Raw genomic sequence first — 14,131 nt, 5'->3', positions numbered from 1 at the left:
CTCAGGCGTTGAACCGGGAGGACCCCATGCGCAGAACAGTAGTTGAGCATGAAATTGCCGTGCGTGAAGAACTGGCAAAGGCCTGGAACGGTCAGGACGGTGCCCTGCAGAACGACGCCGGAGTCCGGGTCCCGCTAACACTGGCCGTGGGGCGGGTGCTGGCCGAGGACCTCCTTGCTCCGATGGATCTGCCACCTTTTGCCAACTCACAGATGGACGGCTACGCCATTGCGGCCCCACTCACCGCAAGTCACCCGGAAACGGTTGATTTTGCACAATCAACCACTTTTGCGGTGGCTGCTAGCATCCCCGCTGGCACCCTGCCCGCGGCCCTAGTGCCCGGAACTGCAGCCCCCATCATGACCGGTGCCATGATGCCCACCGGTGCAAACGCCGTGGTCCCCGTGGAGCAAGCTGAGCCGGCCGAGTTTCTCAAGGAGGGCCAGACCGTGACACTTCCGGCATCCAGGGCAGGAACTTTCGTCCGCGCCCAGGGCAGCGACCTGAAGCAGGGCAGCGTCGCCGTCGCCGCTGGCACCCTTCTCAACGCCGGACACGTTGGCCTTGCCTCGGCGCTGGGCTGCACGAATCTGCGGGTCCGCCGCCAGCCGCGCGTATTGCTGGTGACAACCGGGGACGAGGTACTCCTGCCGGGTGACCCGCGAGCGGCCGGCGGCCTGCCCGTGGGCAAGATTTTTGATGCCAACACTGCGCTGCTGCGGGCAAATCTCCTCCAGGCTGGCGTGGAGGTTGTGGTGGCGCCGGTAGTCCGCGACGAGCCCCACGCGCTTCTTGAAGTCCTGGACGAATTTGTTGTCCGGCAGGTGCATCCCGACGGTTCATCGCATCCTTCCGTGGACCTGATCATTTCCACCGGTGGGATCAGTGCGGGCGCCTACGAAGTGGTGAAACAGGCGTTGGCGGGACTCGCGGTCGAGTTTGTTCATGTGGCCCTGCAACCCGGGGGACCGCAGGCACTGGGCAGCTACAAAGGGGTACCGTTCCTTGGCCTCCCGGGCAACCCGGTCAGTGGCGTGGTGTCCTTCGAGCTGTTCCTGCGCCCGGCGTTGACCGCACTGACCGGCGCCCCGGCGCCCCGGTATCGGGTCCTTGCCACCTTGACGCACGCCATGAGCTCACCGGCGGGAAAACACCAGATTCGGCGCGGGGTGTACGAAGGACCAGGCTACGAGTCGGCCTCCTCGGTGCGGGAAGTGGGGGGACCGTCGTCGCACTTGCTGGGGGCGCTGTCGCAGGCCAACGCCTTGATCCACATCCCCGCGGGCGTCACCGAGCTCCACGCAGGGGCAAAGGTGGAAGTATGGCTTCTGTGACTGAATCCCAAGCCTCCCCGTCATTAACCCACCTGCGCCACGATGGCACCGCCCAAATGGTGGACGTGTCAGCCAAAGCCGTGACCACCCGCGAGGCCACCGCCACCGGAACCGTGCACACCACCGCCGCCGTCATGGCTCTGCTGGGCGCCGGTGAGTTGCCTAAGGGCGACGCGCTGGCGGTAGCCCGGGTGGCAGGCATCATGGGCGCAAAGAAGACCCCGGAGCTGATCCCGCTGTGCCACCCGCTGCCCATCTCCAAGGTCACAGTCGACTTTGAGCTCGGCCTCAGCGCCGTGACCATCATGGCCACCGTGAAGACCCGTGGCGTGACAGGCGTGGAGATGGAAGCCTTGACTGCGGTGTCCGTTGCGGCCTTGAGCGTGTACGACATGATCAAGGCGGTGGACAAGCATGCCGTAATCTCCGGCATCCAGGTGCTGGCCAAAAGCGGCGGCAAGAGCGGCGACTGGGCCGTTCCCAGCGCTGCCCCGGACGAACAGGAGAACCGGGCATGAGCGCCTGCGAACCGGCCAACTCGCTAGGCTCGGCCGGTGTGGTCATCGCCTCCACCCGCGCCGCCCTGGGCGTCTACGAGGACAAGACCGGGCCCATCATCGCCGATTGGCTGGCCGAACAAGGCTTTGATACCAGCGCCCCGATCGTGGTCCCCGACGGAGCCCCCGTAGGCGCAGCTCTACGTGCGCTGCTGAGCCAGCGCCCCGCCGTCGTGCTAACAAGTGGCGGCACTGGGCTGAGCCCCACCGATGAGACGCCAGAAATGACAAGGCCCCTGTTGGAACGGGAAATCCCTGGCATCATGGAGGCGATCCGCGCCGCCGGACTGGCCAAGACGCCCCTGGCCGCGCTGAGCCGCGGCTATGCCGGCAGCAACGGGCACACCCTGATCGTGAATCTGCCAGGGTCACCGTCCGGTGTCATGGACGGGCTGGCCGTGCTGGACCCGATCATCAAACACCTCTGCGAGCAGTTGAAAGGCGGCCATGGGCACTAGCGACGCGGTAGTTTTCGCCCAATTGAGTGCATCCCCGATCTCCGTCGATGAGGCCATCGCCGCCGTGGAATCCGAGCGCGCCGGCGCCGTGGTCAGCTTCAGCGGCGTGGTGCGCAACCACGACGGCGGCAAACAGGTTACCCGGCTCAGCTACAGTGCGCATCCGTTGGCCCAAAAGGCGCTCAATGACGTGGTCACCTCGCTGAGTGCCAGCGTTGCCGACCCCGATGGACATCCTGTGCGCATCTGGGTGGCCCACAGGGTGGGCCCCCTAGAAATCGGGGAACCGGCCCTTGTCTGCGCCGTGGCCTCATCGCACCGGGCCGAGGCGTTCGAGGTCTGTTCGGCACTCGTGGAACGGATCAAAGCCGAGGTTCCGCTATGGAAGGAACAGTTCTTCACCGATGGAACGGTTGAATGGGTAGGCGCCGGAGCCATGCCCCAAGCCGGACCCGCACAGTGATGTGATCAGTGAGCCGGTCAGCGACGCGGGAAAAGAACAGCCCCGAAGGCCAGTATTCTTGAAGGCATGAGTGAAATGCTGAAGGTGGCCGTGCTTGGCGCCAAGGGACGAATGGGAACGGCCGCCGTTGCAGCCATCGGCGCTGCACCCGATTTGGAGTTGGTGGCGGCACTGGGCCGCGGCGACTCCTTGGACCAGCTGTTGGAACTGGGCGCCCAGGTCATCGTTGATTTGACCGTCCCGGATTCCACCGAAGCAAATGTGCGCTTTGCCGTGGAGCACGGCATCAACGCCGTGGTGGGCACCACCGGATGGAACGCCGACCGCCTGGCGGCGCTGGAGTCTCTGCTGGCCCTGCACCCGAACTCCGGTGTGCTGATCGCCCCCAACTTCGCCCTGGGTTCTGTGCTGGCCACCCGCTTCGCCGCCCAAGCCGCCAAGTACTTTGAGTCGGTGGAAATCATTGAACTGCACCACCCCCGCAAGGTTGATGCGCCCTCCGGCACCGCCCTGCGCACGGCCGAGTTGGTGGCCGCCGCTCGCGACGCCGCCGGCGTCCCCAACGCCCCCGATGCCACCGAAACCGAGCTCGACGGCGCCCGCGGCGCCACTGTTGCCGGCATCCCGGTTCACAGCGTTCGGCTGGCCGGCCTGGTCGCTCACCAGGAAGTTTTGCTGGGCAGCCCGGGGGAGCAGCTGACCATTCGGCACGACTCCTTCAACCACGAATCATTTATGCCCGGCGTGCTGCTGGGTGTGCGCACCGTGGGCACCCGCCCCGGACTGACAGTTGGCCTTGACGGCTACCTCGACCTTGAAGGCTGAACCGGTGGCAAAGATGAAGATTTCACGAACAAAAATCTGGGTAGCCCTGATCTGCCTATTACTGGTCTTTTACATGGTGGTCATGATGCAGCGGGCCGTCTTGTTGATGGCTGACCCGGACTGGATCGCCAAACTGCTAGGTATCTCCTACTTCATACTTCCCTTGGTGGCGGCCTGGGCGCTCATCAGTGAAGTACTTTTCGGTGCCCGAACCGAAAAGATGGCGAACATCTTAGAGGCCGAGGGCGGACTACCCGAAGACACCCTGCCCCGCACCCCCGGCGGACGGATCGTCCGCGCCGCCGCCGATGCGGAATTCGAGAAATACAAGCTTGAGGCCGAGGCAGCACCCGAGGACTGGCGCTCCTGGTTCCGGCTCTCCTGCGCCTATGATGCCTCCGGAGACAGGAAGCGGGCCCGGAAAGCCATGCGCGACGCCATCGCACTGTTCCGGCAGGCGTCGGCGCGGGGCGGGTCATCCAAGCAGGTATCGTAGGCACCATGATTTCAGTTGCCGCCCAATGGTCCGGAATGTTTGCCGTTGAAAAGGACGGGGACGGGCGTGATACCTTCACCCGGGTGGACCCGGCCGGGTACCTGCCGCCATCCACCGATCTCCTAGCCGACCGGGCCGCCATGGCGGCGGGTGTGCGGGCCGGCTGGCACACGGACGGCGGCACGCTGACCCTTGACGGTTTTGGTAGCCCTGACTGTGCGCCCTACGACGTTCTGGTCAACGGCGAGCGCGCCCACCGGCTTCCCGCTACGGGCGCACACCGCCATAGCGTGGACCTGGGCCAGCTGGCACCGGGCTCCCTGGTGCAGCTGTGGCTGCCGCACTTCGGCCAGCTGGGCGTTGCTCAGGCATCCTTCCAAGGTGCAGCGGTGGTGGCCGCCGCCGAGTCCGGACCGCGCTGGCTGACGTACGGCAGCTCCATCACGCACTGCCAACAAGCCGAGGGTCCCACCGAAACCTGGCCGGCCCTGGTTGCACTCTCCAACGGGTGGCGCCTGACCAACCTTGGCCTGGCCGGCGAATGCCAGCTGGACCCCGCCGTGGCTGACACGATCGCCCAAACGGGCGCCGATCTGATCTCCCTCTGCGTAGGCATCAACAGCTACAACGCTGCCGCCTTCTCCGAACGAAGCTACGCAGGGGCCCTGAACGGATTCCTGAACACCATCCGGCGTTCGCATCCCGGCACGCCTATCGTGGTCATCACGCCCGTGCTTTCGCTGCCACGCGAGGACAAGCCCAACGCCGTCGGCTGGACGCTGGCCGACTACCGCCAAGCCACGGCGGCGGTGGTGGCCGTACGTCGGGAGCGTGGGGATGCACAGCTGCAACTGATCGACGGAACCGAAGTACTGACACCACAGGAGGCGTTGGAGCGCATGCCCGACACCCTGCACCCCGACAACGCCGGCTATGCCCTGATGGCCAAACGCCTGGGACCGGCACTTGCGCATGCCTTGACCGGTAACCCGGCACCCGTGCTGGCGGGCATCAGCTGATGGTGTACAGCGCGCACAACCCTCACGACGGCGTCGAACTCTCCTACGACGTGGTGGGCGATGGGGAACCGATTCTCCTGCTGCACGGCAGCGCGCTCAGCCGTGCCATCTGGCGTGGTTTCGGCTACACGAAGGCTTTCCGTGAGAACTACCAGGTCATCACCATGGACCTGCGCGGACACGGTCGAAGTGGCAAGCCAGCCACCCAGGAAGCCTACGAGATGTCGGCGATGGTGGCCGACGCCCTGGCAGTCCTGGACGCGGCCGGAGCACCCCGCGCCCACGTGGGTGGCTACTCGGTGGGCTCCCGGATCGGCTACTCACTGGCCGTGGCAGCCCCCGAACGTCTGCTGTCACTGACCACCCTGGGCGGCACCTTTCGCATCCAACCCGGCAGCGTGGGGCAGCTCTTCTTCCCCGAGTACGACGACGCGCTGAGCCAAGACGGAATGGCGGGCTTTGTTGACGGCTGGGAGCGGCGCATAGGCCACCCCCTGGATCCGCAGACCCGGGCGGCCTTCCTGGCTAACGACGCGATAGCGCTGCGGGCCTATTTCCGGCAAACCGAGGCCGAACCGGCCCTGGCAGAGGCCACCGTGGCCGCCATCAACATCCCTGCTTTGCTGATGGCAGGGACCCAGGATCCGGCGCGGCTGGCGGACTCCCGGCGCGCCGCCGAGCTGATGCCCAACGCCACGCTGGTGGAACTGCCCGGGCGCGCCCATGGCACCACCCTGGCACCCGCCGCGCCGGTGCTGTCCCAGTGGCTGCCCTTCCTGGCAGCGAACCCGGCCATGCCCGCCAATCACTGACCGGCCGCGGCCGGAGGCGAAGGGTCATGCAAACCCACAGTCACCGTTGCGTGCTTTCAACAAAATCATGGCCGAGCAGGTAACGTTTTAGCTATGTCTGCCTCTGATATTAACAATCGTCCCTTCGGAACACTGGTGCCCGCCATGGTCACCCCCTTCACCGCCGACGGGGAAGTGGATTACAAGCAGGCAGCGCACCTTGCCAAGAAGCTGGTCGACGACGGCTGCGACGGACTGGTTGTCACAGGCACCACCGGTGAGACCTCCACCCTGACCGATGAGGAAAACCTGGGTATGTTCGCCGCGGTCCTGGAGGCCGTGGGCGACCGGGCCAAGGTCATTGCCGGCACCGGCACCAATGACACGCGCCACTCCATCAGCCTGTCCCAGCGCGCGGCCGCCCTTGGCGTGCACGGCCTGCTCATCGTCACCCCGTATTACAACAAGCCCAGCCAGGCCGGTATCCAGGCCCACTTCGAGGCCATCGCCGACTCCACCGAGCTGCCCGTGATGCTCTATGACATCCCCGGCCGGGCCGGCGTCGCCATCAGCACCGAAACCATCATCAAGCTGGCCGACCACCCGCGCATCCTCGCCCTGAAGGATGCCAAGGCCGACTTCGCTGAGACCACCCGCGTCATGGCCAACACCGACCTCGATGTGTACTCCGGCGACGACGGACTGACCCTGCCGCTGATGGCTGCCGGCGCCGTCGGACTTGTCAGTGTGAGCGCCCACGTGGCCCCCAAGCAGTTCCGTGCGCTCATCGACGCGGCAGCGGCCGGGGACTTTGCCACGGCCCGCCGCTTCCACTTTGAGCTGGACCCGGTTATCAGGGCCGCCATGGGGCACGTCCAGGGTGCTGTAGCTGTCAAGCAAATTCTTAAGTGGCAGGGAATCCTGTCCAACTCGGTGGTCCGGCTTCCCCTCGTGGAACCGGGCGAGGCCGAGATCGCCATGATCAAGGCTGACCTTGCGGAAGCTGGAATGGAATACTAACGATGACAGCTGCGATTGAGCCAGGACTGCGCACCCCGCCAACCCTGGAGCCGGGCACTTTGCGGATTGTGCCCCTGGGCGGCATCGGCGAAATCGGCCGGAACATGACCGTCTTTGAAATGAACGGCAAGCTGCTCATCGTCGACTGCGGGGTGCTTTTCCCGGAGGAGGACCAGCCCGGCGTCGACGTCATTTTGCCTGATTTCTCCTACATTGAGGACCGGCTTGAGGACGTGGTGGGCGTGGTGCTTACCCACGGCCACGAGGACCACATCGGCGCCGTCCCCTACCTGCTGCGCCTGCGCAACGATATCCCGCTGATCGGCTCCCAACTGACGCTCGCCTTCATCGAGGCCAAGCTGATGGAGCACCGTATCAAGCCATGGACGCTGACAGTCAAGGAGGGGCAGGTTGAGCAGCTGGGCCCGTTCCAGTGCGAATTCATTGCCGTCAACCACTCCATCCCGGACGCCTTGGCCGTGTTCATCCGCACCGCCGGCGGAACCGTGCTGCACACAGGCGACTTCAAGATGGACCAGCTGCCGTTGGATGGCCGAACCACGGATCTGCGCCACTTTGCCCGCTTGGGCGAGGAAGGGGTTGACCTGTTCCTGGTGGACTCCACCAACGCTGACGTCCCGGGCTTCACCACCAGCGAAGCCGAGATTGGGCCCACCCTGGAGGCATTGTTTGGCAAGGCCGAGAAGCGCATCATCGTGGCCAGTTTCTCCTCCCACGTTCACCGCGTCCAGCAGGTACTTAACGCCGCAGTGATGCACCACCGCAAGGTCGCGTTCGTGGGCCGATCCATGGTCCGCAATATGGGCATCGCCGAAAAACTGGGGTACCTGAATGTCCCGGCAGACGTGCTGGTCGACATGAAAAACGTTGACAACTTGCCCGATGGCCAAGTGGTGCTGATGTCCACCGGGTCACAGGGTGAGCCCATGGCCGCGCTGTCCCGAATGGCCAACGGGGACCACAAGATCGCAGTCGGCCAAGGCGACACCGTCATCCTGGCTTCCTCGCTGATCCCGGGCAATGAAAACGCCGTGTACCGGATCATCAACGGGCTGCTCAAACTGGGCGCCGACGTCATCCATAAGGGAACCGCCAAGGTGCACGTCTCCGGCCATGCGGCCGCGGGCGAGCTCCTGTACTGCTACAACATCCTTACCCCCAAGAACGTGATGCCGGTGCATGGGGAGACCAGGCACCTGATTGCCAACGCGAAGATCGCGCAGTCATCCGGGGTTCCGGTGGAGAACATCCTGCTCACCGAGGACGGCTCCGTCATTGACCTCGTGGACGGTACGGCCCGCATTGTGGGCCAGGTTGAATGTGGTTTTGTGTACGTGGATGGCCAAAGCGTCGGGGAGATCACCGACCAGGACCTCAAGGACCGCCGGACGCTCGGCGATGAGGGCTTCATCTCCATCATCACCGTGGTGAACCGTTCCACCGGCAAGATTGTCACCGGCCCGGACATCCACGCCCGCGGTGTGGCCGAGGACGATTCGGTGTTTGATGAGATCAAGCCGAAGATTGCCGCGGCCCTGGAGGAAGCGGTGATCAACAGCCCCGAACACACCACGCACCAGCTCCAGCAGGTGGTGCGCCGGGTCATCGGCAACTGGGTCAACCGGAAGCTTCGCCGGCGCCCCATGATCATCCCGGTGGTCCTGGAAGCGTAGCCGTCATCCGTCGAACGGGGAGTAGTTGTTGATGTTGCCGCGCAACATCAACAACTACTCCCCGTTCGATTTGCAACCGGCCCACGCGGGAGCAAATCCGCTAAAAATGGGCCCACAGCGGGTACCGTTAGGCGTATGGCGACTCGTTCTTCCCCCGCTCGCGCGTCCGCCGGCAAGCAAGGCGGCGCTTCGGCGCGCCCTGCGAAGTCCGCCACAACGACGAGCCCCCGCAGCAAACAACCAGCACCGGCACCGGATGCTCACCTGATCTGGCCGGTGCGCATGCTGGCCGGGGCCTGGCAAGGCCTGGGACACCTGGTGGGCGGGGCCGTGCGCCGCATGGGCACGGACGTCAGCGACCTCCCCGCCGAGGACCGTCGCGACGGTAGCGGCCTCTTCTTCATTCTGCTCGCCACCGTCATTGCCACCTTTGAATGGTGGGGTCTGAACGGTTGGCTGGCCACAGGCGTGCACGGCGTCTTCGAAGGCACCTTTGGCTGGTTTTCCGCCATGCTGCCACCCATGCTGCTGATCTTTTCCATCCTGGTTTTCCGCCAGCCCACCAATGTTCGCAGCAACAACCGGGTGGCCATCGGCTTCGCCCTGATGATCCTGGCCGGCTGCTCCCTAGCCCATGTGGCCGGGGGAATGCCCGACGCCTCCGACGGATTTGCCGGCGTCAGCCGGGCCGGGGGCATGGTCGGCATGATCGCCGGAGGTCTGGTGGCAGCGGCCAGCCCGGTCCTCGCCGTCGTCCTCTACAGCGTGCTGGCCTTTTTCAGCATCCTTATCCTGACCGCCACCCCGCTGCGGCGTATCCCTGCGCGAGTGCGTAGCCTGTATGACCAGCTAGTGGGGGAGAGCCCCGAACAGCGCGAACTGGACGCCAACGGGCATGACCAGAGCTACCTTTACGATCTTGAGAAGGCCGCCGAGAAGGCTGCCGCAGCGCCTAAGAAGCCCCGCGGGCGGCTGGGCCGCAAGAAGGAGGCCGAGGAGGCCCTTGAGCCTGGCTACGAAGGCGATCCGGCGTTCGAGACGGCCCTTGTTGACATGTTCGACGACGAGGGCGGGCCCGCGTCGTCGGCCGCCCCGTCCCTGCCGCCGGGGGTCCGGCGACCCACGCGCGACGAACTGGCCGCGGATGCGATCAAGGCACGTCAGGGACTGCCCACCACGAGCGAACTGTACGACGTCCCGGACAACAGCCCCGTGACCGAAGCCATCGGTGTGGTCGGCGCGCGTTCCCTGGCAACCGGTAGTGACGACACCGCCACCGCGTACATCCCCGCCCCGCCTGTGGGCCCGCCGGCACCGATCCCCGCCCGGTCCGAACAGCTCCAGCTCTCCGGCGATGTCACCTACACACTGCCCGAATCGGACTTCCTGCCGGCTGGCCCCCCAGGGAAGGAAGCTACCGAGGCCAACGATGCCATTGTGGCTGCCCTGACAGACACCCTGCAGCAGTTCAATGTTGACGCCGCCGTGACGGGCTTTAGCCGCGGACCCACCGTGACCCGGTACGAGATCGAGCTGGCCCCCGGCACCAAGGTGGAGCGGGTGACGGCGCTGAGCAAAAACATCTCCTACGCCGTCGCGTCCTCGGATGTGCGTATCCTGAGCCCCATTCCCGGCAAGAGCGCCATCGGTATTGAGATCCCCAACGCGGACAAGGAAATCGTGGTCCTGGGCGACGTGCTGCGCTCGGCCAACGCCCGACGCACCGACCACCCCATGGTCATGGGTGTGGGCAAGGACGTGGAGGGTGGCTTCGTTGTCGCCAACCTGGCTAAGATGCCCCACCTTCTGGTGGCAGGTGCCACCGGTGCCGGTAAGTCGTCCTTCGTGAACTCCATGATCGTCTCGATCCTGATGCGCTCCACCCCCGATGAAGTGCGCATGGTCATGGTTGACCCCAAACGCGTTGAATTGACCGCGTATGAGGGTGTCCCGCACCTGATCACGCCCATCATTACCAACCCCAAGAAGGCCGCCGAGGCGTTGCAGTGGGTGGTGCGGGAAATGGACCAGCGCTACGACGACCTCGCCAACTACGGTTTCAAGCATATTGACGAGTTCAACAAGGCAGTCAAGGCCGGCAAGGTGCACCCGCCCGAGGGCTCCAAGCGCGTGGTTCGGGCCTACCCGTACTTGTTGGTGATCGTCGATGAGCTCGCCGACCTGATGATGGTGGCCCCGCGTGATGTGGAAGATTCCATTGTCCGCATTACCCAGTTGGCCCGCGCCGCAGGTATCCACCTTGTCCTTGCCACCCAGCGGCCCTCCGTGGACGTGGTGACTGGATTGATCAAGGCCAACGTGCCCTCCCGCATGGCGTTCGCCACCTCCTCCGTCACGGACTCCCGCGTGGTGCTCGACCAGCCCGGTGCCGAAAAGCTCCTGGGCCAAGGTGACGCACTATTCCTGCCCATGGGCAAGTCCAAACCCATCCGCGTCCAGGGCGCCTGGGTGACGGAGGCCGAGATCAAACGGGTCGTTGACCACGTCAAGGGCCAGCTCAAGGCCACCTACCGAACAGACGTCGCGGCTGAGGCCCCCAAGAAGGTCATCGAGGACGACATCGGCGACGACCTCGACGTCCTGCTACAGGCCACCGAACTGGTGGTCACCACGCAGTTCGGTTCCACCTCCATGCTCCAGCGCAAGCTCCGCGTTGGCTTCGCCAAGGCCGGCCGGCTCATGGACCTGCTCGAGTCTCGCGGCGTCGTGGGACCCTCGGAAGGTTCCAAGGCCCGGGACGTGCTGGTCAAGCCCGACGACCTCGCAGCAACACTGGCCGCGATTCGCGGTGACGGCCCCGTGGAGGCCGGCGGGGACGCCGTCGAAAGTTCCACGGAGAGCACCATTGCCGCGGCCCTGGCCGAAAACGCCAACGCCAACCACGGCTGGGGCGGCGATTTGGTGGCGGAGGACCTGGCCAACAGGACCGAGGCCGTGAACTACTACGACGGAGCCGACACCCCCAACGATGATGAGGACGGCGGTGAGGACGCATGGTCACTGACCGGACGCTAACCACCGCCGGCACCCTCGCGGCAACAATTGCAGATAGCCTTGCACTGTGAATGATTCCGTGGCGCCAAGTCCCACCGCTCCCAGCCCGTCCAATTGGAACCTGCCCAATGCCCTGACCATGCTGCGGATCGTGCTGGTGCCCTTCTTTATCTGGTTCTTCCTGCTCGACGGCGGGGCGTACAGCTGGTGGCGTTGGGCGGCGGTCGTCGTCTTTGTGGTGGCCATTTACACGGACAAGCTCGACGGCGACATTGCCAGGGCGCGCGGGCTCATCACCAGCTTCGGCAAGATCGCGGACCCGATCGCCGATAAGTTGCTGATCGGCTCGGCCCTGATCATGCTCTCGGCGGTCGGGGAGTTGTGGTGGTGGGTCACTATTGTGATGCTGGTCCGCGAAATTGGCATCACCTTGCTGCGTTTCGTCGTGATCCGCTACGGTGTCATGGCCGCCTCCAAGGGTGGAAAGCTCAAGACCGTCCTGCAAACGCTCGCCATCTTTGTCTACCTGCTCCCGGTGACTCCCGCCCTGCCGTGGCTATCGGTGGTGGCGTTGATCATCATGCTGATAGCCCTGGCGGTCACTGTTGTCACCGGCGTCGACTACGTCATCAAGGCCCTGCAACTGCGCAGCGCCGGGCGTCGGAACCGAACGGTTTAGCCACCACATGGGCGTTCCTGGAATGGACTTGGAAGAACTGGTGGCCGATGCCACTAAAGCGGGGTTGACTGTGTCCACCGCGGAGTCGCTGACCGGCGGCCAGCTGGCAGCGTCCATCGTTGAGATTCCCGGGGCATCGGGGATGTTCAACGGAGGCGTGATCGCCTACCAAAATTCCGTCAAGATCCAGGCGCTCGGCGTTCCGGTTGAGTTGCTGGAAGAACACGGCGCCGTTGACGCGCAGGTAGCCTGTGCCATGGCCCTGGGTGCCTGCCGGATCACGGGGTCCCGGGTGGGCATTTCCACCACTGGAGTGGCCGGGCCGCTGCCGCACCAAGGAAAAGACGTCGGGCACGTGTACCTCGGTGTAGCCTTTGACGGGGCCGTCCAGGCCTACGAATATCACTTTGGCGGCGACCGGGCCATGATCCGCCAGCAGGCAACGGATGAGGCACTTGCGCTGCTTAAGCAAGTTGTCAATGCGGCCCGGGAACAAAAATTGTGACCCGATAGTTAGTCATAGTGAGCCCAATGCTTGGTGATCGGCTTAGGATAAGAACACCAAGTGGGCGTAGCCTTTTCGGATCAGCCGAAAAGGATGTACCGACGTAACGAGGAGCAAGACGATTCCGATGGTGAAACAACCCGTATCCGTAAACGGCGTAGTGCGCTGGCGGGATGTGGGTTTGGCAGATGAGGCGAAACATCAGCCGAAGGAGCGCAAGATGGTGGTATTACGCCACGAGATTGGCGACGTTCTTCGAGATGTGCGTCAGCGCCAAGGCCGCACACTCCGCGAAGTCTCACACAATGCACGCGTCTCACTGGGCTACTTGAGCGAAGTAGAGCGTGGACAGAAGGAAGCCTCTTCGGAGTTGCTGTCCTCCATTTGTTCAGCGCTTGATGTTCCTTTGTCAATAATGCTTCGTGAAGTCAGCGACCGTTTGGCCATTGCCGAGGGCGTGGCTGTCCCGGACACTGTTCCCCAGGAGTTTGCGGCGCGCTATGGTCGCGACCTCAACGAGGAACTCTCCGATGAATTGCGCAAGGGCCTAATGTCCAACGCTTTCTAAGCCCTGCTTCCAATGCCGCCCGATGCTAGCAATCACTAGGGTCGGGCCCTAACGATTTTTTCGGCGACCTGAAGCGAGCCGAGCACAAAAGTGGATCCCATTCGAAGCGGTGCGGATCCACTTTTGTGTTCCCACCCCCTGGCCTTCGATGCTGGCGGTCAGTTCGGGCCCTCTTGACTGTCGCCGTTGAGTTTGGCGATCAGAGTTGCCAGCGTGGTGAGCTCCGCCGTGTCCCAGTGGGAGAGCAAGCTGTGGAATGCTTCCTGGCGGCTGGTGTGGACGGCGCGCATTTTGTCCATCCCTGTCGGTGTCAGCTCGATCAACTGAGCGCGGCCGTCCGTGGGATCGGAGACTTTACTGACCATGCCCAGGCCTTCCAAGAAGGTGATTTGACGGCTCACCGAGGGCTTGCCGACACCAATGAACTTGGCCAGCTCCGTCAACCGCATCCCGCCACGATTCATCAAGATCGACAAGAGCCCGTAGGCTGCCGGCTCCAGGTCAGGGTGCACGCTACGGGTTAAGGCGTGATTCAGGGACCGTGCCCGGCGCCACAGGAAACCAAGCTGGAGCTCCAGATCTTCAATGGCGACTTTTGTTTCATCGGAAACGGCCGGAACGTCGGCGGCGGGAGGTACTGGGGCTTGGTTCATGACTCCAGTCTAGGTCGCCCACACCCTCTCAAGGTGTTAGCCGTGAGAGAATGG

Annotated in this window: 15 protein-coding genes; 14 read left to right on the top strand and 1 reads right to left on the bottom strand. The window is 64.3% G+C overall.

The genetic code is table 11. The features are described from left to right. The first annotated feature begins 26 nt into the window (after positions 1-26). From glp to CXQ94_RS14900, 14 genes are all read left to right on the top strand, one after another. Positions 27-1,334, top strand: coding sequence for a gephyrin-like molybdotransferase Glp (gene glp, locus CXQ94_RS14965; RefSeq protein ID WP_104091378.1), 1,308 nt, complete (start codon positions 27-29; stop codon positions 1,332-1,334). Further along, positions 1,322-1,852 carry a cyclic pyranopterin monophosphate synthase MoaC gene (gene moaC / locus CXQ94_RS14960; protein ID WP_104091377.1) on the top strand — a complete coding sequence of 177 codons (531 nt, stop codon included), beginning with the start codon at positions 1,322-1,324 and terminating at the stop codon, positions 1,850-1,852. The genes glp and moaC overlap by 13 nt, the downstream gene beginning before the upstream one ends. Continuing rightward, positions 1,849-2,349, top strand: a complete 501-nt coding sequence (locus tag CXQ94_RS14955) for a molybdenum cofactor biosynthesis protein B (protein WP_104091376.1) — start codon at positions 1,849-1,851, stop codon at positions 2,347-2,349. The genes moaC and CXQ94_RS14955 overlap by 4 nt, the downstream gene beginning before the upstream one ends. After that, positions 2,339-2,812, top strand: coding sequence for a molybdenum cofactor biosynthesis protein MoaE (locus CXQ94_RS14950; protein WP_104091375.1), 474 nt, complete (start codon positions 2,339-2,341; stop codon positions 2,810-2,812). Before CXQ94_RS14955 ends, CXQ94_RS14950 begins: the two co-directional genes overlap by 11 nt. 66 nt (positions 2,813-2,878) lie before the next feature. Continuing rightward, on the top strand, positions 2,879-3,637 hold the full coding sequence (gene dapB / locus CXQ94_RS14945; RefSeq protein ID WP_104091374.1) for a 4-hydroxy-tetrahydrodipicolinate reductase: 759 nt from the start codon (positions 2,879-2,881) through the stop codon (positions 3,635-3,637). 13 nt (positions 3,638-3,650) lie between these two features. Beyond that, entirely contained in the window at positions 3,651-4,133 is a 483-nt protein-coding gene (locus CXQ94_RS14940) for a hypothetical protein (RefSeq protein WP_104091522.1), read from the top strand. Positions 4,134-4,138: 5 nt separating this feature from the next. Continuing rightward, the gene (locus tag CXQ94_RS14935) at positions 4,139-5,152 is read left to right on the top strand and encodes a GDSL-type esterase/lipase family protein (protein WP_219817059.1); all 1,014 of its coding nucleotides are present in this window, start codon (positions 4,139-4,141) and stop codon (positions 5,150-5,152) included. Beyond that, positions 5,152-5,964 carry an alpha/beta fold hydrolase gene (locus tag CXQ94_RS14930; protein ID WP_104091373.1) on the top strand — a complete coding sequence of 271 codons (813 nt, stop codon included), beginning with the start codon at positions 5,152-5,154 and terminating at the stop codon, positions 5,962-5,964. The genes CXQ94_RS14935 and CXQ94_RS14930 overlap by 1 nt, the downstream gene beginning before the upstream one ends. A 93-nt stretch (positions 5,965-6,057) precedes the next feature. Continuing rightward, positions 6,058-6,963 carry a 4-hydroxy-tetrahydrodipicolinate synthase gene (dapA, locus tag CXQ94_RS14925; RefSeq protein ID WP_104091372.1) on the top strand — a complete coding sequence of 302 codons (906 nt, stop codon included), beginning with the start codon at positions 6,058-6,060 and terminating at the stop codon, positions 6,961-6,963. 2 nt (positions 6,964-6,965) lie between these two features. Continuing rightward, positions 6,966-8,657 carry a ribonuclease J gene (locus CXQ94_RS14920; RefSeq protein ID WP_104091371.1) on the top strand — a complete coding sequence of 564 codons (1,692 nt, stop codon included), beginning with the start codon at positions 6,966-6,968 and terminating at the stop codon, positions 8,655-8,657. Positions 8,658-8,792: 135 nt separating this feature from the next. Further along, positions 8,793-11,693 (top strand): DNA translocase FtsK, encoded by a 2,901-nt coding sequence (locus CXQ94_RS14915; RefSeq protein ID WP_104091370.1) that lies wholly within the window; start codon positions 8,793-8,795, stop codon positions 11,691-11,693. A gap of 46 nt (positions 11,694-11,739) precedes the next feature. Then, positions 11,740-12,351, top strand: a complete 612-nt coding sequence (gene pgsA, locus CXQ94_RS14910) for a CDP-diacylglycerol--glycerol-3-phosphate 3-phosphatidyltransferase (protein WP_258067109.1) — start codon at positions 11,740-11,742, stop codon at positions 12,349-12,351. Between the two features lie 22 nt (positions 12,352-12,373). Beyond that, the gene (locus CXQ94_RS14905) at positions 12,374-12,856 is read left to right on the top strand and encodes a CinA family protein (protein WP_258067108.1); all 483 of its coding nucleotides are present in this window, start codon (positions 12,374-12,376) and stop codon (positions 12,854-12,856) included. A gap of 127 nt (positions 12,857-12,983) precedes the next feature. Further along, on the top strand, positions 12,984-13,424 hold the full coding sequence (locus CXQ94_RS14900; RefSeq protein WP_104091367.1) for a helix-turn-helix domain-containing protein: 441 nt from the start codon (positions 12,984-12,986) through the stop codon (positions 13,422-13,424). Positions 13,425-13,582: 158 nt separating this feature from the next. On the opposite strand, the gene CXQ94_RS14895 is transcribed toward CXQ94_RS14900, so the two are convergent. Continuing rightward, complete coding sequence (locus CXQ94_RS14895; RefSeq protein ID WP_104091366.1) at positions 13,583-14,077, bottom strand: MarR family winged helix-turn-helix transcriptional regulator; 495 nt, start codon at positions 14,075-14,077, stop codon at positions 13,583-13,585. Between the last annotated feature and the right edge of the window lie 54 nt (positions 14,078-14,131).

It is taken from the genome of Arthrobacter sp. GMC3, from assembly GCF_002929305.1.
Taxonomy (GTDB): domain Bacteria; phylum Actinomycetota; class Actinomycetes; order Actinomycetales; family Micrococcaceae; genus Specibacter.
The sequence above is the reverse complement of the archived record's forward strand: the minus strand, read 5'-3'. Positions and strand labels throughout refer to the sequence as shown.